This is a genomic window from Mycobacterium sp. pV006, from assembly GCF_041287115.1.
Lineage (GTDB): Bacteria > Actinomycetota > Actinomycetes > Mycobacteriales > Mycobacteriaceae > Mycobacterium.
Genome location: NZ_JBGGKT010000001.1, coordinates 109,320 through 133,353 on the forward strand (window position 1 = coordinate 109,320; position 24,034 = coordinate 133,353).

General features: G+C 68.9%; 23 protein-coding genes. 13 read left to right on the forward strand and 10 right to left on the reverse strand.

The genetic code is table 11. From position 1 onward, the window contains the following. Positions 1 to 48 precede the first annotated feature (48 nt). Genes ACAG25_RS00525 through ACAG25_RS00535 form a run of 3 tightly spaced genes read left to right on the forward strand, consistent with a single transcriptional unit; the run spans position 49 to position 3,754 of the window. A complete protein-coding gene (locus ACAG25_RS00525; protein ID WP_370486345.1) occupies positions 49 to 885 on the forward strand; it encodes a c-type cytochrome in 837 nt (278 codons plus the stop codon). Continuing rightward, on the forward strand, positions 882 to 2,102 hold the full coding sequence (locus ACAG25_RS00530; protein ID WP_370486346.1) for a ubiquinol-cytochrome c reductase iron-sulfur subunit: 1,221 nt from the start codon (positions 882 to 884) through the stop codon (positions 2,100 to 2,102). The genes ACAG25_RS00525 and ACAG25_RS00530 overlap by 4 nt, the downstream gene beginning before the upstream one ends. Beyond that, the gene (locus tag ACAG25_RS00535; RefSeq protein ID WP_370486347.1) at positions 2,099 to 3,754 is read left to right on the forward strand and encodes a cytochrome bc complex cytochrome b subunit; all 1,656 of its coding nucleotides are present in this window, start codon (positions 2,099 to 2,101) and stop codon (positions 3,752 to 3,754) included. The genes ACAG25_RS00530 and ACAG25_RS00535 overlap by 4 nt, the downstream gene beginning before the upstream one ends. Positions 3,755 to 4,076: 322 nt before the next feature. Here the strand turns inward: ACAG25_RS00535 and ACAG25_RS00540 are convergent, their stop codons facing one another. The 4 genes from ACAG25_RS00540 to ACAG25_RS00555 form a co-directional block, all read right to left on the reverse strand. Further along, a complete protein-coding gene (locus ACAG25_RS00540) occupies positions 4,077 to 4,724 on the reverse strand; it encodes a DUF2561 family protein (protein WP_370486348.1) in 648 nt (215 codons plus the stop codon). A gap of 13 nt (positions 4,725 to 4,737) precedes the next feature. Continuing rightward, positions 4,738 to 5,613 carry an MmpS family transport accessory protein gene (locus tag ACAG25_RS00545; protein ID WP_370486349.1) on the reverse strand — a complete coding sequence of 292 codons (876 nt, stop codon included), beginning with the start codon at positions 5,611 to 5,613 and terminating at the stop codon, positions 4,738 to 4,740. A 177-nt stretch (positions 5,614 to 5,790) separates the two neighbouring features. Then, on the reverse strand, positions 5,791 to 6,210 hold the full coding sequence (locus ACAG25_RS00550) for a cytochrome c oxidase subunit 4 (protein ID WP_370486350.1): 420 nt from the start codon (positions 6,208 to 6,210) through the stop codon (positions 5,791 to 5,793). A gap of 8 nt (positions 6,211 to 6,218) precedes the next feature. Further along, complete coding sequence (locus tag ACAG25_RS00555) at positions 6,219 to 7,271, reverse strand: cytochrome c oxidase subunit II (RefSeq protein WP_370486351.1); 1,053 nt, start codon at positions 7,269 to 7,271, stop codon at positions 6,219 to 6,221. A gap of 140 nt (positions 7,272 to 7,411) precedes the next feature. Here ACAG25_RS00555 and asnB point away from each other — a divergent pair, with 140 nt between their 5' ends. Then, positions 7,412 to 9,349, forward strand: a complete 1,938-nt coding sequence (gene asnB, locus ACAG25_RS00560) for an asparagine synthase (glutamine-hydrolyzing) (protein WP_370486352.1) — start codon at positions 7,412 to 7,414, stop codon at positions 9,347 to 9,349. Here asnB and ACAG25_RS00565 read toward each other — a convergent pair. After that, entirely contained in the window at positions 9,346 to 10,320 is a 975-nt protein-coding gene (locus ACAG25_RS00565) for a carbohydrate kinase family protein (protein ID WP_370486353.1), read from the reverse strand. The two genes, asnB and ACAG25_RS00565, sit on opposite strands and share 4 nt — an antisense overlap. Before the next feature lie 216 nt (positions 10,321 to 10,536). On the opposite strand from ACAG25_RS00565, the gene ACAG25_RS00570 reads away from it, so the two are divergent. After that, the gene (locus ACAG25_RS00570; RefSeq protein WP_370486354.1) at positions 10,537 to 11,196 is read left to right on the forward strand and encodes a hypothetical protein; all 660 of its coding nucleotides are present in this window, start codon (positions 10,537 to 10,539) and stop codon (positions 11,194 to 11,196) included. Positions 11,197 to 11,220: 24 nt separating this feature from the next. On the opposite strand, the gene ACAG25_RS00575 is transcribed toward ACAG25_RS00570, so the two are convergent. Both ACAG25_RS00575 and ACAG25_RS00580 read right to left on the reverse strand, forming a co-directional pair. Next, positions 11,221 to 11,580: a HesB/IscA family protein gene (locus ACAG25_RS00575; protein ID WP_370486355.1), complete on the reverse strand. Its 360-nt coding sequence runs from the start codon at positions 11,578 to 11,580 to the stop codon at positions 11,221 to 11,223. Positions 11,581 to 11,671: 91 nt separating this feature from the next. Continuing rightward, positions 11,672 to 12,733 (reverse strand): glycerate kinase, encoded by a 1,062-nt coding sequence (locus ACAG25_RS00580; RefSeq protein WP_370486356.1) that lies wholly within the window; start codon positions 12,731 to 12,733, stop codon positions 11,672 to 11,674. A gap of 98 nt (positions 12,734 to 12,831) precedes the next feature. Here ACAG25_RS00580 and ACAG25_RS00585 point away from each other — a divergent pair, with 98 nt between their 5' ends. From ACAG25_RS00585 to ACAG25_RS00595, 3 genes are read left to right on the forward strand one after another with little or no spacing between them, the layout of a single operon-like run. Then, positions 12,832 to 13,527, forward strand: a complete 696-nt coding sequence (locus tag ACAG25_RS00585; RefSeq protein ID WP_370486357.1) for a DUF3043 domain-containing protein — start codon at positions 12,832 to 12,834, stop codon at positions 13,525 to 13,527. Positions 13,528 to 13,535: 8 nt separating this feature from the next. Further along, a complete protein-coding gene (gene cobT, locus ACAG25_RS00590) occupies positions 13,536 to 14,579 on the forward strand; it encodes a nicotinate-nucleotide--dimethylbenzimidazole phosphoribosyltransferase (protein ID WP_370486358.1) in 1,044 nt (347 codons plus the stop codon). Between the two features lies 1 nt (position 14,580). Next, entirely contained in the window at positions 14,581 to 15,312 is a 732-nt protein-coding gene (locus ACAG25_RS00595; RefSeq protein WP_370486359.1) for an adenosylcobinamide-GDP ribazoletransferase, read from the forward strand. Here the strand turns inward: ACAG25_RS00595 and ACAG25_RS00600 are convergent. Together ACAG25_RS00600 and gcvT are read right to left on the reverse strand one after the other, a co-directional pair. Continuing rightward, positions 15,305 to 16,408 carry a branched-chain amino acid aminotransferase gene (locus tag ACAG25_RS00600; protein WP_370486360.1) on the reverse strand — a complete coding sequence of 368 codons (1,104 nt, stop codon included), beginning with the start codon at positions 16,406 to 16,408 and terminating at the stop codon, positions 15,305 to 15,307. The two genes, ACAG25_RS00595 and ACAG25_RS00600, sit on opposite strands and share 8 nt — an antisense overlap. Before the next feature lie 53 nt (positions 16,409 to 16,461). Continuing rightward, positions 16,462 to 17,559 (reverse strand): glycine cleavage system aminomethyltransferase GcvT, encoded by a 1,098-nt coding sequence (gene gcvT / locus ACAG25_RS00605; protein ID WP_370486361.1) that lies wholly within the window; start codon positions 17,557 to 17,559, stop codon positions 16,462 to 16,464. Positions 17,560 to 17,600: 41 nt separating this feature from the next. On the opposite strand from gcvT, the gene ACAG25_RS00610 reads away from it, so the two are divergent. Continuing rightward, positions 17,601 to 19,118 (forward strand): leucyl aminopeptidase, encoded by a 1,518-nt coding sequence (locus tag ACAG25_RS00610; protein ID WP_370486362.1) that lies wholly within the window; start codon positions 17,601 to 17,603, stop codon positions 19,116 to 19,118. Here the strand turns inward: ACAG25_RS00610 and ACAG25_RS00615 are convergent. Beyond that, the gene (locus tag ACAG25_RS00615) at positions 19,115 to 19,468 is read right to left on the reverse strand and encodes an oxidoreductase (protein WP_370486364.1); all 354 of its coding nucleotides are present in this window, start codon (positions 19,466 to 19,468) and stop codon (positions 19,115 to 19,117) included. The two genes, ACAG25_RS00610 and ACAG25_RS00615, sit on opposite strands and share 4 nt — an antisense overlap. A 168-nt stretch (positions 19,469 to 19,636) precedes the next feature. Here ACAG25_RS00615 and sucB point away from each other — a divergent pair, with 168 nt between their 5' ends. Genes sucB through lipA form a run of 4 tightly spaced genes read left to right on the forward strand, consistent with a single transcriptional unit; the run spans position 19,637 to position 24,034 of the window. Then, a complete protein-coding gene (gene sucB, locus ACAG25_RS00620; RefSeq protein WP_370486365.1) occupies positions 19,637 to 21,469 on the forward strand; it encodes a 2-oxoglutarate dehydrogenase, E2 component, dihydrolipoamide succinyltransferase in 1,833 nt (610 codons plus the stop codon). A 12-nt stretch (positions 21,470 to 21,481) separates the two neighbouring features. Then, positions 21,482 to 22,393 carry a TIGR01777 family oxidoreductase gene (locus ACAG25_RS00625; RefSeq protein WP_370486367.1) on the forward strand — a complete coding sequence of 304 codons (912 nt, stop codon included), beginning with the start codon at positions 21,482 to 21,484 and terminating at the stop codon, positions 22,391 to 22,393. A gap of 16 nt (positions 22,394 to 22,409) precedes the next feature. Then, positions 22,410 to 23,105, forward strand: coding sequence for a lipoyl(octanoyl) transferase LipB (gene lipB / locus ACAG25_RS00630; protein ID WP_370486368.1), 696 nt, complete (start codon positions 22,410 to 22,412; stop codon positions 23,103 to 23,105). Then, positions 23,102 to 24,034, forward strand: a complete 933-nt coding sequence (gene lipA / locus ACAG25_RS00635) for a lipoyl synthase (protein ID WP_370486369.1) — start codon at positions 23,102 to 23,104, stop codon at positions 24,032 to 24,034. Before lipB ends, lipA begins: the two co-directional genes overlap by 4 nt.

Below are 24,034 nucleotides of genomic sequence, written 5' to 3' on the forward strand. Positions count from 1 at the left end.
AACTCGCGGAGAAACACCTCTCCAAACCAGCGGATGAGAAGGGGTTCGATGCCTAGCAAGGCACCTGGAGCCGGTGGTCCGGCGACCATGAAACGCCGTCGGCTGCGCCGCCGGCTGTCGGCAGCGCTGCTGCTCGGGCTCGGCTTGACGTTTGCGGGCGGTCTGGCCTCGACGTTGACGCCGACGCCCCAGGTGGCGGTGGCCGACGAGTCAGCCTCGGCCCTGCTGCGCACCGGCCAGCAGCTCTACGAGACCTCGTGCGTGTCCTGTCACGGCGTCAACCTGCAGGGTGTGGCCGACCGCGGCCCCAGCCTGATCGGCGTCGGCGAGGCCGCCACCTACTTCCAGGTGTCGACCGGCCGCATGCCGGCGATGCGCAACGAGGCGCAGGCGCCCCAGAAGGACCCGTTGTTCGACGAGGCCCAGACCGACGCCCTCGGCGCCTACATCCAGGCCAACGGCGGCGGTCCGGTCGTGCCCCGCGACGAGAACGGCGAGGTCGCCCAGGCGTCACTGCGCGGCGACAACCTGGCCCGCGGTGGCGACCTGTTCCGCCTCAACTGCGCGTCCTGCCACAACTTCACCGGTAAGGGCGGTGCGCTGTCCTCCGGCAAGTACGCACCCGACCTGGGCAACGCGAACGAAGCCCAGATCTATACCGCGATGCTGACCGGCCCGCAGAACATGCCGAAGTTCTCCGACCGGCAGCTCACCCCGGAAGAGAAGCGCGACATCGTGGCCTACGTCCGCGAGTCCGCGGAAGCCCGGACCCCGGGTGGCCTGGGCCTCGGCGGCTTCGGCCCCACCTCGGAGGGCATGGTGGCGTGGATCGTCGGCATGGTGGCCATCATCGCCGGCGCGCTGTGGATCGGAGCACGGGCATGAGTCAGGAACCTGACGACCTCAAGGGCGGAGAGAAGGGCACCGACGTCCCGGGCCACAAGGGTGAACCGGGCCAGCCCACCGACGCCGAACTCGCGCGGATGTCGCGCGAGGAACTGGTCGAACTCGGCGGCAGGCTCGACGGCGTCGAGGTCATCTTCAAGGAGCCGCGCTGGCCGGTTCCCGGCACCAAGGCCGAGAAGCGGGCGGAGCGCACCGTCGCCTACTGGCTACTGCTCGCCGGGTTCTCCGGACTGGCGCTGCTGCTGATCTTCCTGTTCTGGCCCTGGGAATACCAGCCGCCCGGCTCGGACGGCGAGTTCATCTACTCGCTGGCCACCCCGCTCTACGGTCTGACCTTCGGCCTGTCGATCCTGGCCATCGGTATCGGTGCGGTGCTGTACCAGAAGAAGTTCATCCCCGAGGAGATCTCGGTCCAGGACCGCCACGACGGCGCGTCCCCGGAACTGCACCGCAAGACCGTCGCCGCCAACCTCACCGATGCGCTCGAGGGTTCGACCATCAGGCGCCGCAAGATGATCGGTCTGTCGCTGGGTATCGGTTTCGGCGCCTTCGGGCTCGGCACCCTGGTCGCCTTCATGGGCGGGTTGATCAAGAACCCCTGGAAGCCCGTCGTCCCCACCGCCGAGGGCATGAAGGCCGAGCTGTGGACCTCGGGCTGGACCCCGCGCTTCGAGGGCGAAACCATCTACCTGGCCCGCGCCACGGGTCGGCCCGGCAACTCGCCCTACATCAAGATCCGTCCGGAGGACATCGATGCCGGCGGCATGGAGACGGTGTTCCCGTGGCGTGAATCCGACGGTGACGGAACCACTGTCGAGTCCGAGCACAAGCTGTTCGAGATCGCGATGGGCGTCCGTAACCCCGTCATGCTGATCCGCGTCAAACCGGGTGACATGTCGCGGGTGGTCAAGCGTCGCGGCCAGGAGAGCTTCAACTACGGCGAGTTCTTCGCCTACACGAAGGTCTGCTCGCACCTCGGATGCCCGTCGTCGCTCTACGAGCAGCAGACCTACCGGATCCTGTGCCCCTGCCACCAGTCGCAGTTCGACGCCCTGGAGTTCGCCAAGCCGATCTTCGGCCCGGCGGCCCGTGCACTGGCACAGCTGCCGATCACTGTCGACCAGGACGGCTACCTCGTCGCCAACGGCGACTTCATCGAACCCGTCGGACCGGCATTCTGGGAGCGGAAGTCATGAGCCCACGTCTGGACGCCGCCGAGATCGCGGCCAAGCAAGGCGAAGCGATCGATTCGCGGTACCACCCTTCGGCGGCGGTACGCCGGCAGCTCAACAAGGTCTTCCCGACGCACTGGTCGTTCCTGCTCGGCGAGATCGCGATGTACAGCTTCCTCGTACTGCTCATCACGGGCGTGTACCTGACGCTGTTCTTCGACCCGTCGATGGCGCACGTGACCTATGACGGCGTGTACCAGCCGCTGCGCGGTGTGGGCATGTCGCGTGCCTACGAGACGACGCTGGAGATCAGCTTCGAGGTGCGCGGCGGGCTGTTCGTGCGCCAGGTCCACCACTGGGCCGCGCTGCTGTTCGCCGCGTCGATCATGGTGCACCTCGCGCGCATCTTCTTCACCGGCGCATTCCGGCGCCCCCGCGAGGCCAACTGGGTCATCGGCTCGCTGCTGCTGATCCTGGCGATGTTCGAAGGCTTCTTCGGCTACTCGCTGCCGGACGACCTGCTGTCGGGCACCGGCCTGCGCGCCGCGTTCTCGGGCATCACGATCGGTATCCCGGTGGTCGGTACGTGGCTGCACTGGGCGTTGTTCGCCGGGGACTTCCCGGGCGAGATCATCATCCCCCGGCTGTACGCGCTGCACATCCTGCTGATCCCGGGCATCATCCTGGCGCTCATCGGTGTCCACCTGGCCCTGGTGTGGTTCCAGAAGCACACCCAGTTCCCCGGCCCCGGCCGCACCGAGACGAACGTGGTCGGCGTGCGCGTCATGCCGGTGTTCGCGGTGAAGTCCGGAGCGTTCTTCGCCGTCACGGTGGGCATCCTGGGGTTGATGGGCGGTCTGCTGCAGATCAACCCGGTCTGGAACCTCGGGCCGTACAACCCGTCCCAGGTGTCGGCCGGCAGTCAGCCTGACTTCTACATGATGTGGACCGACGGTCTGATCCGTCTGTGGCCGGCGTGGGAGTTCTACATCGGCAACTACACGATCCCGCAGGGTGTGTGGGTCGCCGTCGGCATGGGTCTGATCTTCGGCCTGCTGATCGCCTACCCGTTCCTGGAGAAGAAGTTCACCGGGGACGACGCGCACCACAACCTCTTGCAGCGGCCGCGTGACGCTCCGACGCGCACGGCCATCGGTGCGGCGGCGGTCTCGTTCTACATCCTGCTGACCTTCGCCTGCATGAACGACATCATCGCGTTCAAGTTCGACATCTCGTTGAACGCGACCACGTGGATCGGCCGCGTCGGTCTGGTGCTGTTGCCGGCGATCGTCTACTACGTCACCTACCGGTGGGCGGTCGGGCTGCAGCGCAGCGACCGTGCGGTGCTCGAGCACGGCATCGAGACGGGCATCATCAAGCGTCTGCCGCACGGCGCTTATGTCGAGTTGCATCAGCCTCTCGGCCCGGTCGATGAGCACGGCCACCCGATTCCGCTGGAATACCAGGGCGCAGCTCTGCCGAAGCGGATGAACAAGCTGGGCGGCTCCGGCGCTCCGGGCACCGGTGGCTTCCTGTCCGCCGATCCGCTCTCCGAGCACGAGGCGCTGACCGAAGCGGCTCACGCTGCCGAGCGCAAGGCCCTCACGGCGCTGCGCGAGGTGCAGGAGCGCAACAGCTCCGGCAACGGCAACGGCTCCGGCAACGGGCATCACTGATACCCGAATAACGAAGTCCGACAAGCTGATCCGTCTCGGCCGCCAGGCCGGGGCGGATCAGCTCTTTAGTGGCCCCTCCCCTCCCCCACTGCGGCGGCTGCGCGCCCTCACCGAACGTGCACTCAGGGCGGAAAAACAGCCCGTTTACCGCCACCACCGCACACTCGACGACACCCACCGCACCAAACCACGGACTGTCGCGTCGAAAGTGCCGTCACGGTAGCCAGATGGCGGAGTCAGCGACGCTGACGGCACTTTCGCGCAGGCCCAACCAGGGCCCGCAGGGCCCTCAGGGCCAACCAGAGCCGGCCGGGGCCGAAGCTCAGGAGTCGAGCGCGGCACCGAGTTCGCGCAGGAAGTACCACGGGATCGCGGCCATGGCGAGGGTGACCAGCGCCGCGATGACGTACAGCACCCACGCCACGACGTCGTTGCCGACGGCCATCAGGTACGTCGAGATGCCGATCAGCAGGGTGGCCACGCCCATAGCGGCCACGAGAGACGTCGGGCAGCGGAACCAGATCTGGGCGACCAACGGAGGCTCCACCGCCTGCGTCGGGCGTGACGGAACCGGCGGCGCGGCGGGCTGCGGTGCGACACGCAACTTCTCCGTCGGGGCGTCCGCGCCGCGGACGGGTTCGCTGACCGCTTCCTCGACCGGAGGCGCCGGTGCCTCGGCATGTGATTCGGTGACCTTGCGGGCGCGCAACAGCAGAGGCACGGCGGCTGCGATGACCGCAGCCGACACCGCGATCACGACATAGAGCACCCACGGCGTACCGGAGTCGCCGGACGAGTGCGCGTGGTCGCGCGCGAGATCGACCAGCGCGACGGTCGCAGCCACCGCGGCACCCAGCGCGGCCAGCCACGCGACGGCACAACCGGCCAGCAGCAGGCGGTCGTTACGTTCCAGGGCGAACGGGTCGAAGGGGGTCCGCGATCGACTCGCGGAGTCCGTCAGAGATGTCATCAACTGTGGCTCGCTAGCAGCTGGTCTGGGCAGCGTTGTTGGTGTTCGACGACAGGACCTGGCCGTCGCTCGTGGTGATCGAGCAGTTCAGCCTGCTCACCAGGAACAGGCTGGACGCCTGCACCGAACCGACCTCGGACTGCGAGATCGGGGTGACGGTCAACGACCACGGGATGTAGACGTTGCGCTGGGTGCGGCTGCGGCCCGACGCATCGATGTAGGTGACAGTGATGATGTCGCCGGGGGCCTTCGTGCCGGTGACCGAATAGGTCACCTGGCGTGGACCGGCCCGCGTGGTCGTGGGCGGCGGAGGCGGTGGCTCCTCACTGGTCGCCGGCGGCGGAGGCGGCGCCTCGGTGGTGGCCGGAGGCGGCGGCGGTTCGGTGACGGTCACGGTCTCCGGCGGCGGGGGCGGTGGCGGAGGCGGGGGCGCCTCGGTGGTCTCCGGCGGGGGCGGGGTCGTCGTGGTGGTGGTGAACTCGTCCTGCACCGGAGGGAGCGACGTCGTCGGCTGCGGGGTGGCGAGGTTGTCGGTTTCCGATCGGGTCACCAGAACCGAGACCGAGACCACCAGGGCAACTGCCGCGACGATGGCGACGACGCCGACCACCCACGGCCACCGCGGCGGATCCTGCGGTTCACCGGCATCCGCGGCCGGGTCGTAACTGTCGTAGTCGTAGAGCCCCGTGTCGGCGGCCGCGTACGGCGCGCTGACGAACTGCTCAGACTCGGGCGCGGAGTACGCCCGCGGGTAGTCCTCGGTGGCTGCGGCGTCGAACGCGTCGGCGCCGGCGTCTGAGGTGACGTCGTCGGAGGACGGTCGCCCCGGGTCCTCACCTGGGAGATCCGCCCCACCTGAGTCGCGTCCGGGGGGATTAGGCCCGCTCATCTACGCTTGTCCTTCTCGCCTGGCTGTCCGGCACCGGCGAGGGCCGTGACCGGCCGACGGTGCCCCGGCAACACTACCCAACGGGAGTACCGGAACGAGACGTTGCGCACCGGCTACGGGCCAAGTCATGCCCTGATTGTGACCTTGTCCGGCGCGGCCCGGGGGTCACAGCCGCGCTCAGTGCTTCTCGGGCCCGATGTGGTACTCGAAGACCAGCCCGGCAACGGTCGCGATGAGGAAGCAGATGCCGGCGATGATCAGCCACGCCATCCAGAACGCAAGCCCCACCGCCGTAATCGACGCGGACAGCGCGATGAAGATCGGCCACCAGCTGTGCGGGCTGAAGAAGCCGAGTTCCCCGGCGCCGTCGGCGATCTCGGCGTCCTCGTAGTCCTCGGGACGGGTGTCGAGACGACGAGCCACGAACCGGAAGAACGTGCCGGTGATCAACGTCAGGCCGGTGGTCAGCGTCAGCGCGGTGGTGCCCGCCCATTCGACGCCGCCCTGGGCGAACACCGCGGTCAGCGCACCGTAGACGATGGCAGACAGTGCGAAGAACGCCGTCAGGAACTCGAACAACCTGGCTTCGATATGCATCTACGGTCCTACCTGTTCGCCTGGGCAATCTCGGGCGCACCCTCGCCGCGCCGCGTGTCGAACGGGCGCGTGCTGGTGGCCACCGGGGACTGGTTGATCGCTTGCAGGGCCTCGGAGTTGGTGGCGCCGCCCATCCGCTGCTCGAGGTAGGCCTTGAAGTCGTTGGGTTCGACGACTCGGACCTCGAAGTTCATCATCGCGTGGTAGGTGCCGCACATCTCGGCGCAACGCCCGACGAACGCGCCGGTCTTCATGATCTCGCTGACCTGGAACTTGTTGTCCGAGTTGTTCTGCTCGGGGTTGGGGTTCACGTCGCGCTTGAACAGGAACTCCGGCACCCAGAACGCGTGGATGACGTCGGCCGAGGCGATCTGGAACTCGATGCGCTTGCCCTTCGGCAGCACCAGGACCGGGATCTCGTTCGAGGAACCGAGCGTCTCGATCTTGTTGTAGTTCAGGTAGCTGCGGTCCTGGGGATCCAGGCCGGCGATCGCGCCGACGCGCTCCTTGCCGTGGCTGTCGGTGCCGCTGGGACGCGACTCCACCGCCTGCTTGCGTTCGTTGTCGACGCCGTCATAGGTCAGCGTGCCGTCGGCGAAGTTCACCGACTGGTAGCCGAACTTCCAGTTCCACTGGAACGCGGTGACGTCGACCACGACCTCGGGGTTGGGGTCCTTGTGCAGCATCCTCTCCTGCACCACGACGGTGAAGTAGAAGAGCACCGAGATGATCAGGAACGGCGTGACGGTCAGCGCCAGTTCCAGCGGCATGTTGTACCCGAACTGACGGGGCAGTTCGGTGTCGCCCTTCTTCTTGCGGTGGAACAGGCTCGTCCAGAACAGCAGGATGTAGACGATCGCGCCGACCACGAGGGCGGCGATGAACGACCCGATCCACAGCTCCCGGTTCAGGTGGGCTTCCGGGGTGATGCCCTTGGGCCATCCCAGGCCGAGAACGTCTGACCAACTGCATCCGCTGAGCAGGACCGCCGTCCCTCCCAGGAGCAGGGACAATGCCACCAACTTAAGGCCGCGAGCGGACACGTTGGCGCCTCCTACCAAGTTCGTTGGACCGCCGTGCGGTCGACGGCTGCACTGAATACTACGCAGCGTAGACCACCCGATTCCAGCGAACCCCGGCGACCGTCCCTCCCGCGCCGTGTGAGACCGGAACAGCCTCGTCGATTAGGCATACTGGCGCGGTGTGCGGACTGCTGGCCCTGGTGACCGACCCTGCAACCGAGGTGTCTTCCGACGTGGTCGACACCGTGTCCGGAGCCACCGCCCTGATGCGTCATCGCGGCCCGGACGAGCCCGGCACCTGGAGCGACGACCGGGTGGTCCTGGGCTTCAACCGCCTGTCGATCATCGACATCGCCCATAGCCATCAGCCGCTGCGCTGGGGGCCGCCGGAGACGCCGCAGCGCTACGCGCTGGTGTTCAACGGTGAGATCTACAACTACCTGGAGTTGCGCGACGCGCTGCGCGACGAACACGGCGCCGAGTTCCACACCGACGGCGACGGCGAGACGATCCTGGCCGCCTACCACCACTGGGGCACCGACGCGCTGACGCGCCTGCGCGGCATGTTCGCGTTCGCGCTGTGGGACAGCATCGAGCAGGAGCTGCTGTGCGCGCGCGACCCGTTCGGCATCAAGCCGCTGTATCTGGCCACCAGCGCGGCCGGCACGATCGTGGGCAGCGAGAAGAAGTGTCTGCAGGCGGTGGCCGAGCCGCTCGGCATCGACCTCACCCTCGACGACCGCGCGGTGCAGCACTACACGGTGCTGCAGTACGTCCCCGAACCCGAGACGCTGCACCGCGGGATCCGCCGGTTGGAGTCGGGCAGCTACGCGCGAATCCGCCCCGGCCAGGAACCCCGGACCACCCGGTACTTCCACCCCACGTTCGACGCGGTGCCGTTCCCGTCGTCGGCGTCGGGCCGGCAGCAGCGCTACGACGAGATCACCGCGGTGCTCGAGGACTCCGTGGCCAAGCACATGCGCGCCGACGTCACGGTGGGCGCGTTCCTGTCCGGCGGGATCGACTCGACGGCCATCGCCGCGCTGGCGATGCGCCACAATCCGCGGCTGATCACGTTCACCACCGGTTTCGAACGAGAAGGCTTCTCGGAGGTCGACGTCGCGGTGGCCTCGGCCGAGGCGATCGGCGCCCGACACGTGACCAAGGTGGTCACCCAGGCCGAGTTCGTCGACGCGCTGCCCGAGATCGTCTGGTACCTCGACGAGCCGGTCGCCGACCCGGCGCTGGTCCCGCTGTTCTTCATCGCCCGTGAGGCGCGCAAGCACGTGAAGGTGGTGTTGTCCGGGGAAGGTGCCGACGAACTGTTCGGCGGTTACACGATCTACCGGGAACCGTTGTCGCTGAAGCCGTTCGACTATCTGCCGCGCGGCCTGCGCAAGTCGGTCGGCAAGGTGGCTGGGCCGCTGCCCGAGGGGATGCGCGGCAAGAGCCTGCTGCACCGCGGTTCGCTGACGCTCGAGGAGCGCTACTACGGCAATGCGCGTTCGTTTTCCGACACGCAGCTGCGCGCGGTGCTGCCCCGGTTCCGGCCCGAGTGGGTGCACACCGACGTCACCGCACCGATCTACGAGCGCTCGCAGGGCTGGGATCCGGTGGCTCGGATGCAGCACGTGGACCTGTTCACGTGGCTGCGCGGCGACATCCTGGTCAAGGCCGACAAGATGACGATGGCCAACTCGCTGGAGCTGCGGGTGCCGTTCCTGGACCCGGAGGTGTTCGCGGTCGCGTCACGCCTGCCGTACGACCAGAAGATCACCCGCTCGACGACGAAGTACGCGTTGCGCCGCGCGCTGGAGCCGATCGTGCCCGCCCACGTGCTGAACCGGCCGAAGCTCGGCTTCCCCGTACCGATCCGGCACTGGCTGCGCGCCGGGGAGCTTTTGGACTGGGCGTATGCGACGGTCGCAGCGTCGGGCGCCGGCGACTACGTCGACCTGGCGGCGGTCCGGACGATGCTCGACGAGCATCGCAGCGGCACCGCCGACCACAGCCGCCGTCTGTGGACGGTCCTGATTTTCATGCTGTGGTACGCGATCTTCGTCGACGGCTCGTTGACCCCGACGATCCGGGAACCGAACTACCCGGTGCAGCTCTAGGCCAGGGCCTGCGCGATCTCCTGGCCGGCCTGCTCGCCGTAGGCGGCGCTGAGCCGCTGCACCGCGGAGTCCTTGTCCCACGACCATTCCTGCGGTCCAGGTGCCTCGAGGACCAGCGTGGCGACCAGGGAGGCCAGCTGCGCTGCTCGTTCCAGCGACAGACCGGCGTCGCGTCCGGTCAGGAACCCGGCGCGGAACGCGTCACCGATGCCGGTGGGGTCCTCTTTGTGGGTTTCGGGCACCACGTCGACGTGGACGAAGGTACCGTCCCGGCCGACGAGGTCGACGCCCTTCTCCCCCAGCGTGGTGACCCGCAGCTGGATCTGGCTCATCACCTCGGCCTCCGACCAGCCGGACTTCTGCAGCAGCAGATCCCACTCGTAGTCGTTGGTGAACAGGTAGGTCGCGCCGTCGATCAGCCGGCGGATCTCCTCGCCGGAGAGCCGGGCCAGCTGCTGGCTGGGGTCCGCGGCGAACGGCAGGCCCAGGGCGCGGCATTCCTCGGTGTGGCCGAACATCGCGTCCGGGTCGTTGGCGCCGATGATCACCAGGTCGGGTGCGCCGCTGCGTTCGGCGATGTCGGCGAGCTTGATGTTGCGGGCCTCTGACATCGCGCCCGGGTAGAACGACGCGATCTGGGCCATGTCCAGGTCGGTGGTGCACACGAACCGCGCGGTGTAGGCGCTGTCGGAGACCAGGACGTGGTCGCAGTTGACGCCGTGGCTGGTCAGCCAGGTGCGGTACTCGTCGAAGTCCTTGCCGACCGCTCCGATCAGGGTGGGGTTGCCGCCGAGGATGCCCATGGCGTAGGCCATGTTTCCGGCGACGCCGCCCCGGTGCAGCACCAGATCGTCGACGAGGAAGCTCAGCGACACCTTCTGCAGGTGATCTGCCAGCAGCTGCTCGGAGAACTTCCCCGGAAAGCGCATCAGATGATCGGTTGCGATCGATCCGGTCACCGCAATGGTCACAGGTGTCCACCCTTCATGTCTGTTGTCACCGGCTCGAAGAACCTCGTCGACGAATCCCGTTCACCATAGTGTCGCCTTCCGCGTGGCTGTGTTCTCGCCCCGGTCAACCCCGAGCCTGCCCGCCTGATTGCGCTAGCCTGCCTAGAGTGCCCGCGCGGAGCAGCCGGGCACCTGCGTGCAGCCGCGTCCTGTCCTGCGATCCTCGGGAGTACATGTATGTCTGGTCCCTACCCGCCCCCATACGGCGCCGGACCAGCGGGCCCACAGAGCTATCCGCAGACCTATCCGCAGCCGCAGTACGGTGCGCAGCCCTATCCGGGCGCGTTCGACGGCGGGTATCCGGGAGGCCTGCCGCCGCCGCTGCCCTATCCGCCGAAGCGACGCAAGTGGTTGATCGGTGGGATCGCCGCGGTGGCGGTACTCGCGCTGGCGGGCACGGCGACGGCCGTCGCGCTGTCCGGTGACGATCAGGACTCACCGGTCGGCGGCCCTCTGACGGAGGCGTCGGCGCAGGCGGCTATCCAGGACTACATCGATGCGCTGAACAACGGCGACGCCGAGACGGTGGCGCGACACACGTTGTGCGGCCTGTTCGATGCGGTGAAGGAGAAGCGTTCGGACCTGGCGTTGGCGAGCCTGTCCAGCGACGCGTTCCGCAAGCAGTACAGCACCGCGCAGGTGACGTCGATCGACAAGATGGTGCAGTCGTCGCCGACGCAGGCTCAGGTGCTGTTCACCATCAAGGTCACGCCGAAGACGTCGTCGTCACGCAACCAGCCCAAGGAATCCGACGAGCAGGCCGTCGCGCAGGTGTTGTCGATCGACGACCAGGTGCTGGTGTGCTCGTATCTGCCGCGTACGGCCGGTCAGTACTGAGACCGACCGGCCGTCCCGGTCAGATCAGTTGAAGGAGTCGCCGCAGGCGCAGGAGCCGGTGGCGTTGGGGTTGTCGATGGTGAACCCCTGCTTCTCGATGGTGTCGACGAAGTCGATGGTGGCGCCCTGTACGTAGGGGGCGCTCATCCGGTCGACGGTCAGTTCGACACCGTTGAAGTCGACCGTCAGGTCACCGTCGAGGGTGCGGTCGTCGAAGAAGAGGTTGTAGCGCAGGCCTGCGCAGCCGCCGGGCTGAACGGCGATCCGCAGCGCGAGGTCGTCGCGCCCCTCCTGGTCGAGCAGCGCTTTCGCCTTGGCGGCCGCGGCGTCCGTCAGGATCACGCCGTGTTGTGCCTGCACTGCCGACTCGTCCTGAACAGTCATCGAATCTCCTGTGTGGATGTACGTGGGCGGAGCCCCTCCTACCCGTGGCTCCACTCCGTCAACCGTACCCGCTCGCGGCCGTATTCCCCATCTATCCCCAGCCTGTCGCCACCTCGGTCGCGAGGCCGCGCAGCTGCTCGGCGGCCTCGTCGAGGGCACGCTGCACCGATCCTGCGTGCTCGGCCAGCGAGTGTGCGGCGGTGATGCCGGCCGCGGCGGCGACGGCGGGGTCGATGGTGACCTGCCCGGCCAGCACGATGACCGGCAAACCGCGGGCACGGGCGGCGCCTGCCAGCGCGCTGACCACCTTGCCGTGCAACGACTGGTCGTCGAACCGGCCTTCCCCGGTGACGACGAGGTCGACGGAGGCGATGTCGTCGGCCAGCCCGGTGTGCGCGGCGATCACCGCGGCACCGGATTCTCGGCGGGCGCCGAGGGCGAGCAGTGCGGCACCGATACCGCCGGCCGCGCCCGCGCCGGCGTCCTGACTGACCGCGCGACCGGCGACGGCGTCGAGCTCGGCGGCCCATCGGGTCAGCCGGTCTTCCAGCACCTCGACGGTCTCGGGGTCGGCGCCTTTTTGGGGGCCGAATACCTGCGCGGCACCCATCGGTCCCAGCAGGGGGTGTTCGACGTCGCTGGCGGCGATCAGCTCGACCGGTGCCAGCCGCTCACGCGCCGCCGTCAGGCCGCCGAGGGTCTCGACCAGGCCCCGTCCGCCGTCGGTGCAGCAACTACCGCCCAACCCGACTACGATGCGACCGGCACCGGCGGCCTGCGCCTCGGCGATCAGCTGCCCGACGCCGGTGCTGTGCGCGTCGAGTGCGGTCTGCACGGTCGGCGGACCGTCCAGCAGTGCCAGGCCGCAGGCCTGCGCGCATTCCAGGTAGGCGGTCACCGGCGGATCGGGGTCGAGGACCCAGTGGGCCGTGACGTCGGTGTCGAGCGGTCCGCGCACCGTCGAGGTCCGCACCTCACCCACCCGTCCGGCCAGCACCTCGACGAACCCGGGCCCGCCGTCGGACTGCGGGGCCAGGATCAGGCGGTCGTCGGGCCGGGCCGCGGCCCAGCCCTCCGCGATCGCGTGCGCGGCGGCCACCGCGGTCAGGCTGTCGCCGAACGAGTCCGGCGCGACCAGCACAGAGCGGCTCATCCCGGCAGACTATGGCCTGATCACAGCCGTCGCACGCCGGGTGACCGGCAGCGGCCGCGGATTCGGGTCGGCGCGGGCGGGACAGTAACCTGGCAGGCGTGAAACTCCTGGGCCGCAAGAACGACGACGCCGGCGACCCCGGGGACGACTCGTCCTCCGCCGCAGACGATGATGCGCAGTCCGCGCCGCAGCAGAAGCCGCGCTCCGGCCGACAGACCACCGCACCCAAGGGCCGACCGACGCCCAAACGCAATGAAGCGGCGCGCACCCGACGTCCGGTGGCCCCTGCCCCGATGACGACCGCGGAGGCGCGTAAACGGCGCAAGGAGATGCGCGGCCCGAAGCTGTCGCGCGAGGAGAAGAAGGCGTTGCGCGCCGAGCGTCGTATCGAGATGAGTGAGCGCCGCGACCGGATGATGTCCGGCGAGGAGGCCTATCTGCTGCCCCGCGACAAGGGCCCGGTGCGCCGGTATGTCCGCGACGTGGTCGACAGTCGCCGCAATCTGCTGGGCCTGTTCATGCCGTCGGCACTGTTCTTGATCTTCGTGATGCTGGCCGTGCCGTCGGTCGAGGTCCAGCAGATGCTGTCACCGGCGATGCTGGTGCTGGTGGTCATCATGGTGATCGACGGGTTCATTTTGGGCCGCAAGGTCAACCGCATGGTTGACGAGAAGTTCCGCGACAACACCGAAACCGGTTGGCGGCTCGGCTTCTACGCGGCCAGCCGGGCCTCCCAGCTGCGCCGGATGCGCGCGCCACGGCCGATGGTCGAGCGCGGCACGCGCGTCAGCTGACGACAGCGGTGTCTTATTTTCCCGATATCGCCGCACCCGACGAGCAGGTCGCGGCAGCCGCGCGGGCCCGGCAGGCTCGGCTGACCAAACCGGCGGGCGCGCTGGGCCGGCTCGAGGAGCTGTCCGCGTGGGTCGCCGCGTGTCAAGGAGTGTGTCCGCCACGGCAATTCGAGCGCGCGCGCGTGGTGGTGTTCGCCGGTGACCACGGTGTGGCCGGTGCCGGGGTGTCGGCGTACCCGGCGGAGGTGACGGCGGCGATGGTGGCCAACATCGACGGTGGCGGCGCCGCGGTCAACGCCCTGGCCGACATCGCCGGTGCCACGGTGCGGATCGCCGACATCGCCGTCGACACCGACGAACCGCTGTCCGCGGCGATCGGAGCACACCGCGTTCGGCGCTCCAGCGGCAACATCGCCGTCGAGGACGCCCTGACTCCCGACGAGGTGGTCGAGGCGATCGAAGCCGGCCGACGGATCGCCGACGAAGAGGTCGACGGGGGTGCGGACCTGTTGATCGCCGGGGACATGGGCATCGGCAACACCACACCGGCGACCACACTGGTCGCCGCGATCACCGACACCGAACCCGTCGCGGTGGTCGGCCGGGGCACCGGCATCGACGACGCGGGGTGGGCACGCAAGACCGCCGCGGTCCGCGACGCGCTGTACCGCACACGCGGCCTGTCCGCGGATTCGGTTGCGCTGCTGCGGATCTGCGGTGGCGCGGACCTGGCGGCCATGGCCGGGTTCTGCGCGCAGGCCGCGTTGCGCAGGACTCCCCTGGTGCTGGACGGCCTGGTGGTGACCGCGGCGGCGCTGGCCGCCGACGGGCTGGCGCCGGGCGCCCGGCGGTGGTGGCAGGCCGGGCACCGCTCGACCGAGCCCGCGCACTCGGTGGCGCTGCGGCACCTCGGCCTCGAACCGCTGCTCGACCTCGGTATGCACCTCGGTGAGGGCTCCGGAGCGGTGGTGGCGGTTCCGGTGCTGCGCGCTGCGGTAGGCAGCCTGGCGTCGATGGCGACGTTCGAGGAAGCCGGGATCAGCGGGGGCTGACGTGATCCGTTCCGTCACAGGCGCGTTCGCTTTCGCCACCGTCGCCCCCACCCCGGCCGCACTCACAGGGCATGTCGGTCGGGGCGTGGTGACCGCGCTGCCGGTGGTGGGTCTGGCGTTGGGGACGGCGGCGGCCGGGATCCTGTGGCTGGGACAGCAGGCTTTCGGGCTCGGCAGCGCGTTGGCAGGAGCTTTGGTGGTCGCGGCGCTGCTGTTGGCCACCCGGGGACTGCACATCGACGGCCTGGCCGACACCGTCGATGCACTGGGCTGCTACGGACCGGCCGAGCGGGCGCTGGCGGTGATGCGTGACGGGTCGGCCGGCCCCTTCGGCGTCGCGGCGGTTGCGTCGGCGATTCTGTTGCAGGCTCTGGCTTTCGCGCAGCTCACCCTGGTCGGGGTGGTGGTCGCGGTCGCAGCCGGCCGGGTGGCGGCAGTCGCCGCGTGCCGACGTGGGGTGCCGGCCGCACCGGGTAGCTCGTTGGGTCGGTTGGCGGCGGGCACGCAGCCGCTGTGGGTGGTCTGCGCGTGGGTCGCGGCTCTGGCGGCGGTGGCGGTGTGTGCTGGGACCCGTTGGTGGCAGGGACCGCTGGTGGTGCTGGTCGCGGTGGTGGGCAGCGCGGCCTTGGTGGCTCATTGTGTCCGCCGGTTCGGCGGGGTGACCGGGGACGTGGTGGGCGCCGCGGTCGAGGTGACCACGACGGTGGCCGCGCTGGGGCTGGCGATCAGCTGAGCTTGGCCATCCAGCCGTGTGTGTCGGCGAAGGTACCGCGCTGGATTCCGGTGAGGGTGTCGCGCAGCGCCATGGTGATCTCGCCGGGTTCTCCGTCGGCGATGGTGAACTCGCCTTCGCTGTGCTTGACGTGCGACACCGGCGTGATGACGGCGGCGGTGCCGCAGGCGAACACCTCGGTGATCTCCCCCGCCGCGGCCTTCTTCTGCCACTCGTCGACGTCGATCTTGCGTTCCTCGACGGCGAACCCGGCGTCGGTGGCCAACTGCAACAACGAATTTCGGGTGATCCCGGGCAGCAGCGAACCGGACAGCTCCGGGGTGACCAGGCGCGCGCTCCCTCCGCTGCCGAACACGAAGAACAGGTTCATGCCGCCCATCTCTTCGACGTAGCGTCGTTCCAGGGCGTCGAGCCACACCACCTGGTCGCAGCCCTGTTCGGCGGCTTGGGCCTGAGCGCGCAGCGAGGCTGCGTAGTTGCCGCCGAACTTCGCGGCGCCGGTGCCTCCCGGAGAGGCGCGCACGTATTCGTGGGAGAGCCACACGCTGACGGGTTTGATGCCGCGCGGGAAGTAGGCGCCGGCCGGTGACGCGATCACCATGTAGCGGTACTGGTCGGACGGGCGCACCCCCAGGCCCGGTTCGGTGGCGAAGATGAAGGGGCGCAGGTACAGCGATTCCTCACCACCGGCCGGCGGCACCCACTTCTCGTCGACGGCGATCAGCTGCCGCAACGATTCGATGAACACCTCGTCGGGCAGTTCGGGGATGGCGATCCGGCGCGCCGACGCGCGCAACCGTGCCGCGTTGGCCTCGGGGCGGAACGACACGACCGAGCCGTCGGCCCAGCGGTAGGCCTTGAGTCCCTCGAAGACCTCCTGCGCGTAGTGCAGGACGATGGCCGACGGGTCGAGCTGGATCGGACCGTAGGGAACCACCCGGGCGTCGTGCCACCCTTTGCCGGCGGTGTAGTCGATCGTGACCATGTGGTCGGTGTAGTACTTGCCGAAACCGGGGTTGGCCAGAATCTGCGCGCGCACCTCGTCACTCGCCGGGTTCGCGGAGCGATCGACGGTGAACTCGAGGGCTTCAGTCATGGAGCGATTGTATAACCCGGGGGCCAGCGGATTTTCGCCCCCGACAGCGGGGCTCAGCGGGTCTTGGTGTCCACGAACGGCGGCTTGACGACCTCGCATTCGACGAGGCGTCCGCGGACATCGACGGCCACCGTCGCGCCGTCGGCGATGTCGGCGTCGGTGTCGATCAGTGCCAGCGCGATGCCGATCTTCAGTGTCGGCGAGAACGTGCCCGACGTCGTGAAGCCGACGCGACGGTCACCGTCGACGACGTCGAGTCCGGCGCGCAGCACGCCGCGGCCCCGTGCGCGCAGACCCCGCAGGGTGCGTCGCGGCCCGGCTTCCTTCTCGGCGAGCAGCGCCTCACGTCCCCAGAACGCGTCCTTCTTCCACCCGACCGCCCAACCGCAGCGGGCCTGCACCGGCGAGATGTCCAGCGACAGCTCGTGGCCGTGCAACGGATAACCCATCTCGGTGCGCAGCGTGTCGCGGGCACCCAGACCGGCCAGCTGTCCGTCGGCGGCCTGCACCCTCTCGACGAGAGCATCGAACACCACCGCGGCGTCGTCCCAGGACGGCAGGAGTTCATAGCCGTGCTCACCGGTGTATCCGGTCCGGCACACACGCACGTCGACCCCGTCGAAGGTCGCGTCGGCGTAGCCCATGTAGTCCATGTCGGTGGGCAGTCCCAGCGCGCCCACGACGTCGGCCGAGCGCGGGCCCTGGACCGCGAGCACGGCCCGCGACCGGTGTTCGTCGGAAACGGTGATCCCGGCGGGCGCGTGCTGCTGCAGCGCCGCGACGACGGCCGCGGTGTTGGCGGCGTTGGGCACCAGGAAGATCTCGTCGTCGGAGACGTAGTAGGCGATGAGGTCGTCGATCACTCCGCCCTGTTCGGTGCAGCACAGGGTGTACTGCGCCTTGCCGGGACCGATGCGGCGCAGATCGTTGGTGAACACCGAGTTCACGAAGCCGACGGCGTCTGGACCGGTCACCAGCGCCTTGCCCAGGTGACTGACGTCGAACAGGCCGACGGTGGTGCGGGTGGCGGTGTGCTCGGCGACGGTGCCGGCGTAGGACACGGGCATGAGCCAGCCTCCGAACTCGGCGAAGCTGGCGCCGAGCTCGCGGTGTCGATCCTCCAGGGGCCCGGCCAACAGGTTGTCGCTCACGGCGAACCACACTAGTGGTCGAGTGGATAGGCTGGGTGCCCGTGAGCACCGAAGTCGGTTACCAGTCCCCGTCCGTCACCGTCGCCGCCGCGCTTCCCGAGCAGCCGGTCGCGTCCTCGGTCCTGATCGTTCCGGTGGTCAGTGCGGGTGACGACGAGTCCCGCGCGTCCGTCGTCGACACGGGATTCCTCGGCGCCGAGCAGATCGGTGAGATCGAGAACGCCCTCGCGGCGCTGGGCGCCAAGGGCGGCGCCGAGCAGGTGACCCGGGTGGTCGTCGCGGGCCTGCCGGTGGACAGCGTGCTGGCCGTCGGCTTGGGCAAGCGCCGTGACGACGTGCCCGCCGAGACCGTCCGGCGGGCCGCCGGTGTCGCAGCGCGCGCGCTGTCCGGCGTGAAGACGGTCTACACCACGCTCTCGGCGCTCGACCTGTCCGCCGCGGTCGAGGGACTGGTGCTCGGCGCCTACCGGTTCACCGCATTCCGCTCCGAGAAGACCGCACCCAAGGATGCGCCGGTCTCGTCGATCGTCGCGATGACCACGCAGTCCGACGCCGAGACCGCCGCGGCACGCGCCGCCGCGATCGGCGAGGCGGTGGCCACCGCCCGCGACTTCGTCAACACCCCGCCCAGCCACCTGTACCCCGACGAATTCGCCACGCGCGCAAAAACTCTGGGCGAGGCGGCGGGTCTGGAGGTCGAGGTCCTCGACGAGGCGGCGCTGACCGATCAGGGTTTCGGCGGGATCGTCGGTGTCGGCAAGGGCTCGTCACGTCCACCGCGCCTGGTCCGACTGACCCACCGCGGCGGCACCGGGTCGGATGCCAAGACCGTCGCACTGGTCGGTAAGGGCATCACCTTCGACACCGGCGGCATCTCGATCAAGCCGGCCGCGAACATGCACCACATGACCTCGGACATGGGCGGTGCTGCGGCCGTGGTGGCCACGGTGGTCCTGGCGGCCCGCCAGAAGCTGCCCATCGACGTCATCGCCACCGTGCCGATGGCCGAGAACATGCCGTCGTCGACCGCGCAACGCCCCGGAGATGTGCTGACGCAGTACGGCGGTATCACCGTCGAGGTGCTCAACACCGACGCCGAGGGCCGGCTGATCCTGGCCGACGCGATCGTGCGGGCGTGTGAGGACAAACCGGATTATCTGATCGAGACCTCGACGCTGACCGGAGCGCAGACCGTCGCCCTGGGTTCCCGCACCCCCGGCGTGATGGGCAGCGACGAGTTCCGCGACCGCGTCGCGTCGATCTCGCAGGCAGTCGGCGAGAACGCCTGGGCGATGCCGCTGCCGGAGGAACTCAAGGACGACCTGAAGTCCACCGTCGCCGACCTGGCCAACGTCAGCTCGTCGCGCTACGCGGGCATGTTGGTCGCCGGGGTGTATCTGCGTGAGTTCGTCGCAGACGACGTTCAGTGGGCGCATATCGACATCGCGGGCCCGGCATACAACTCGAGCGGGCCGTGGGGCTACACCGGCAAGGGTGGGACCGGGGTGCCGACGCGGACGTTGTTCGCGGTCCTGGAGGATATCGCGGCCAACGGCTAGCTTTCGAGCTCTTCGCGGGCGGCGCGCTTGCGTTCGATACGTCGGCGCGCGTCGTAGTCGCGCATCCGTTGCGGGTAGCCGACCTTCTGGACGTCGTAGACCGGGATGTTCAGTTGCTTGGACAGCCGGCGCGCCCCGGCGTCCCCGCCGGTCTTGCGCCGGGTCCACTCGCCGTCGGCGGCGACCAGCACGACGGTCACGTCGGTGACGGTGGTCTTCGGTTCGACGAAGGCCTCCACCCCGTGGTGTTCGGCGACCCACCGCTGCAGGTAACGCAGGTCCGCCGCCGGGTCGGAGCCTTTGGCGCCCCGTGTGCGACGTCGACCCCGAAGCCTGTCGAACAGTCCCACCTGGGCGCTCCTTCCTATCGGAGACGACGGATGCCGGCAAACCGGCGTTTTCGATAGTGCCAGAGCAACCAGAACCTATGTCTGCGGCGAAAGCTGTGGCCGAACGTGACAGGATGGGTAAGCGAGACTTCGACCACTGCGATCGACCGTGCAAGGGAGCCACAACACATGGCCATCTCCGTTCAGATGCCCGCACTCGGTGAGAGCGTCACCGAAGGGACCGTCACCCGCTGGCTGAAGCAGGAGGGTGACACCGTCGAGGAAGATGAGCCATTACTGGAAGTGTCGACCGACAAGGTCGACACCGAGATCCCGTCACCTGCATCGGGTGTGCTGAAAAAGATCATCGCCCAGGAAGACGACACCGTTGAGGTGGGCGGCGAGCTGGCGGTCATCGGTGACGATGACGGCGGCAGCGATGACGACAGCGATTCGTCCGGAGACGACGGCGTCGAGGAAGAACCTGCCGACGAAGAACCCGCCTCCGACAGCGACGACAGCTCCGAGGACGAGACTGCCGAAGAGGAACCGGCCGAGGAGTCCGAGCCCGAGCCCGCCCCGGCGAAGAAGTCGTCGGGTTCGTCGGGCGGAGGCTCGGGATCGGCGACGCCGGTGCTGATGCCGGAGCTGGGTGAGTCGGTCACCGAGGGCACCGTGACGCGGTGGCTGAAGAGCGTCGGCGACACCGTCGAGGTCGACGAGCCGCTCGTGGAGGTGTCCACCGACAAGGTCGACACCGAGATCCCCTCACCGGTCGCCGGAACGCTGCTGTCGATCACCGCCGAGGAAGACGACACCGTCGAGGTGGGTGGTGAGCTCGCCAAGATCGGTGAGCCCGACGGTGAGTCCGGCGACAGCGAACCGGAACCCGAGCCCGAGCCGGAACCCGAGCCGGAGCCCGAGCCCGAGCCCGAGCCGGAGAAGCAGACGAAACCGTCGGCGAAGCCGTCGGAAGAGGCCAAGCCCGAACCCAAGTCGCAGCCGGAGCGCAAGCCCGAGCCCAAGCCGGAACCGAAGGCGGAGCCCAAGCCGGCCGCGTCATCGGGTGACTCCGCGCCCTATGTCACCCCGCTGGTGCGCAAGCTCGCCGCCGAGCACGACGTCGATCTGGCGTCGGTCAAGGGCACCGGTGTGGGTGGGCGGATCCGCAAGCAGGACGTGCTCGCCGCGGCCGAGGAAAAGAAGGACGCCGGCAAAGCCCCGGCCGCCGCAGCGGGTTCCGCACCGTCGGCCAAGACGTCGGCCGCGGCGCCGATCCCGGAGGGTGCGCTGGCGCATCTTCGGGGAACCACGAAGAAGGCCAACCGGATTCGTCAGATCACGGCGAAGAAGACCCGTGAGTCGCTGCAGGCCACCGCACAGTTGACGCAGACCCACGAGGTCGACATGACCAAGATCGTGGCTCTGCGCGCCCAGGCCAAGGCGCAGTTCGCCGAGCGCGAGGGCGTCAATCTGACGTACCTGCCGTTCATCGCGCGCGCAGTGATCGACGCGCTGAAGATCCACCCGAACATCAACGCCAGTTACAACGAGGACAGCAAGGAGATCACCTACTACGACGCCGAGCACCTCGGGATCGCCGTCGACACCGAGCAGGGTCTGCTGTCCCCGGTGATCCACAACGCCGGTGATCTGTCGCTGGGTGGTCTGGCGCGGGCGATCGCCGACATCGCGGCGCGGGCCCGCTCGGGCAAGCTCAAGCCCGACGAGCTGGCCGGCGGCACGTTCACGATCACCAACATCGGCAGCCAGGGCGCGTTGTTCGACACGCCGATCCTGGTGCCGCCGCAGGCGGCGATGCTGGGCACCGGCGCAATCGTCAAGCGTCCGCGGGTGATCGTCGACGAGTTCGGCAACGAGTCGATCGGCATCCGGTCGGTGAGCTACCTGCCGCTGACCTATGACCACCGTCTGATCGACGGCGCGGACGCCGGACGGTTCCTGACCACGATCAAACGGCGGCTCGAAGAAGGCGCGTTCGAGGCCGACCTGGGGCTGTAGGGGCGGGTGTCGATGCCATCAGATTCGGTCATCGCGGTTGCGGGGTCGTCGGGTCTGATCGGTACGGCGCTGGTCTACGCGCTGCGCGCCACCGATCGTCGGGTGCTGCGTCTGGTCCGACGGGCTCCGATGAACGCCGACGAGGTGTTCTGGAATCCCGACACCGGCGAATTCGACGCCGAGGCGCTGCGCGGAGTCGACGCCGTCGTCAACCTGTGCGGTGTCAATGTCGGACAGAAACGGTGGTCGGGGGCGTTCAAACAGAGCTTGCGCGACAGCCGCATCGGCCCCACCGAGGTGCTGTCCCGCGCGGTGGCCGAGACCGGGGTGCCGGTGCTGATCAACGCCAGCGCGGTCGGGTACTACGGCGACACCGGCAGCACACCGGTCGACGAGACCGTCGGGCCCGGCGACGGCTTCCTGGCGCGGCTGACCGTCGACTGGGAGGCGGCGACGGCGGCGGCGGCGACCCAGGGCGTGCGGGTGGTGCTGGCGCGCACCGGGCTGGTGATGGCCCAGTCGGGGGGTCTGCTGGGTCGCATCAAGCCGCTGTTCTGGTTGGGGTTGGGTGCGCGGCTGGGCAATGGTCGTCAATACATGTCCTGGATCAGCCTGGAAGATCAGGTGCGCGCTCTGCTGTTCGCCATCAACCGCGACGAGTTGTCCGGTCCGGTGAACTTCACTGGACCGGCGCCCGTCACCAACGCCGAATTCACCACCGCGTTGGGACGTACCGTGAATCGGCCCACCGCGCTGGTCGTGCCGGGCTTCGCGCTGCGCACCGTGCTCGGTGAGTTCGCCCAGGAGGGTGTGCTCAGCGGTCAGCGGGCCATCCCCGCCGCCCTCGAGAATGCGGGTTTCTCGTTCCACCACAACACCATCGGGGAGGCACTGGCGTTCGCCACGGCCCCCGGCAGCGACTGAGAGTAGCGTCGGATCCATGGCCGTTTCGGTTCGCGCGGACGACGCGCCGATTCAGGTGGAGCGCCTGGGCACCGTCGACTACGTCGCTGCCTGGGACATCCAGCGCGACGTGGCCGCCGCCCGCGCCGAGGGCGGGCCGGACACCTTGCTGCTGCTCGAGCATCCGCCGGTCTACACGGCCGGTCGGCGCACGCTGCCCGAGGAGCGGCCGGTGGACGGCACGCCCGTGGTGGAGACCGACCGCGGCGGCAAGATCACCTGGCACGGTCCGGGTCAGCTGGTCGGCTATCCGATCGTCGGGCTGGCCGAACCGATGGACGTGGTCGACTTCGTCCGCCGCCTCGAGGAAGCGCTGATCACGGTGTGCGCCGAGCTGGGCGTGGCGACCGGCCGTGTCGAGAACCGCTCCGGGGTCTGGGTCGACGCCGGCTCGCCGCGACCGCGCAAGATCGCCGCGATCGGGATCCGGGTGGCCCGCGCCACCACGCTGCACGGTTTCGCGCTGAACTGCGACTGCGACCTGTCGGCCTTCGGGGCGATCGTGCCGTGCGGGATCTCGGATGCCGGGGTGACGTCGCTGACTGCAGAGCTGGGCCGTCAGGTCAGCGTCGCCGAGGTGACCGACCGCGTCGCCGAGGCGGTTTCCGACGCTCTGGACGGCCGCATCGTCACCGCAGCGGCGACAACGGCACGCGTAGACTCGGTCAAGTGACTATCGCTCCCGACGGCCGCAAGCTGCTGCGTCTGGAAGTGCGCAACGCCCAGACGCCCATCGAGCGCAAGCCGCCGTGGATCAAAACCCGGGCCAAGATGGGGCCCGAGTACAAAGAACTCAAAAGCCTGGTGCGGCGCGAAGGCCTGCACACGGTGTGCGAGGAAGCCGGCTGCCCGAACATCTTCGAGTGCTGGGAGGACCGCGAGGCCACGTTCCTGATCGGCGGCGAGCAGTGCACGCGGCGCTGCGACTTCTGCCAGATCGACACCGGCAAACCCGCCGAGCTGGATCGCGACGAGCCGCGCCGGGTCGCCGAGAGCGTGCAGGCGATGGGGTTGCGGTACTCGACGGTCACCGGTGTCGCCCGCGATGACCTCCCCGACGGCGGCGCATGGCTGTACGCCGAAACGGTCCGCCAAATCAAGGCGCTGAACCCCAACACCGGTGTGGAGCTGTTGATCCCGGACTTCAACGCCGACCCCGACCAGCTCGGCGAGGTGTTCGCCGCGAGGCCGGAGGTGCTGGCGCACAACGTCGAGACCGTGCCGCGCATCTTCAAGCGGATCCGTCCCGGGTTCCGGTACGAACGCAGCCTGTCGGTGCTGACCATGGCCCGCGCGGACGGTCTGGTCACCAAGAGCAACCTGATTCTCGGTATGGGCGAGACGCCCGAGGAGGTGCGCTCGGCCCTGCGCGACCTCTACGACGCCGGCTGCGACATCGTCACCATCACCCAGTATCTGCGGCCCTCGCCGCGTCACCATCCGGTGGAACGGTGGGTGCATCCGGACGAATTCGTCGAGCACCAGGACTACGCGACGTCGCTCGGTTTCGCCGGGGTGCTGGCCGGTCCGCTGGTCCGCTCCTCGTACCGGGCCGGCAAGCTGTATGCGCAGACGGTGGCCTCGCGGCCGCCCGTATCCTGA

What these genes read in the sequence shown, in the direction of transcription:
- ACAG25_RS00525 (WP_370486345.1), top strand. Translation starts at nt 49, where the DNA reads ATGCCTAGCAAGGCACCTGGAGCCGGTGGTCCGGCGACCATGAAACGC.
- ACAG25_RS00530 (WP_370486346.1), top strand. Translation starts at nt 882, where the DNA reads ATGAGTCAGGAACCTGACGACCTCAAGGGCGGAGAGAAGGGCACCGAC.
- ACAG25_RS00535 (WP_370486347.1), top strand. Translation starts at nt 2,099, where the DNA reads ATGAGCCCACGTCTGGACGCCGCCGAGATCGCGGCCAAGCAAGGCGAA.
- ACAG25_RS00540 (WP_370486348.1), bottom strand. Translation starts at nt 4,724, where the DNA reads ATGACATCTCTGACGGACTCCGCGAGTCGATCGCGGACCCCCTTCGAC.
- ACAG25_RS00545 (WP_370486349.1), bottom strand. Translation starts at nt 5,613, where the DNA reads ATGAGCGGGCCTAATCCCCCCGGACGCGACTCAGGTGGGGCGGATCTC.
- ACAG25_RS00550 (WP_370486350.1), bottom strand. Translation starts at nt 6,210, where the DNA reads ATGCATATCGAAGCCAGGTTGTTCGAGTTCCTGACGGCGTTCTTCGCA.
- ACAG25_RS00570 (WP_370486354.1), top strand. Translation starts at nt 10,537, where the DNA reads ATGTCTGGTCCCTACCCGCCCCCATACGGCGCCGGACCAGCGGGCCCA.
- ACAG25_RS00575 (WP_370486355.1), bottom strand. Translation starts at nt 11,580, where the DNA reads ATGACTGTTCAGGACGAGTCGGCAGTGCAGGCACAACACGGCGTGATC.
- ACAG25_RS00580 (WP_370486356.1), bottom strand. Translation starts at nt 12,733, where the DNA reads ATGAGCCGCTCTGTGCTGGTCGCGCCGGACTCGTTCGGCGACAGCCTG.
- ACAG25_RS00600 (WP_370486360.1), bottom strand. Translation starts at nt 16,408, where the DNA reads ATGACTGAAGCCCTCGAGTTCACCGTCGATCGCTCCGCGAACCCGGCG.
- sucB (WP_370486365.1), top strand. Translation starts at nt 19,637, where the DNA reads ATGGCCATCTCCGTTCAGATGCCCGCACTCGGTGAGAGCGTCACCGAA.
- ACAG25_RS00625 (WP_370486367.1), top strand. Translation starts at nt 21,482, where the DNA reads ATGCCATCAGATTCGGTCATCGCGGTTGCGGGGTCGTCGGGTCTGATC.
- lipB (WP_370486368.1), top strand. Translation starts at nt 22,410, where the DNA reads ATGGCCGTTTCGGTTCGCGCGGACGACGCGCCGATTCAGGTGGAGCGC.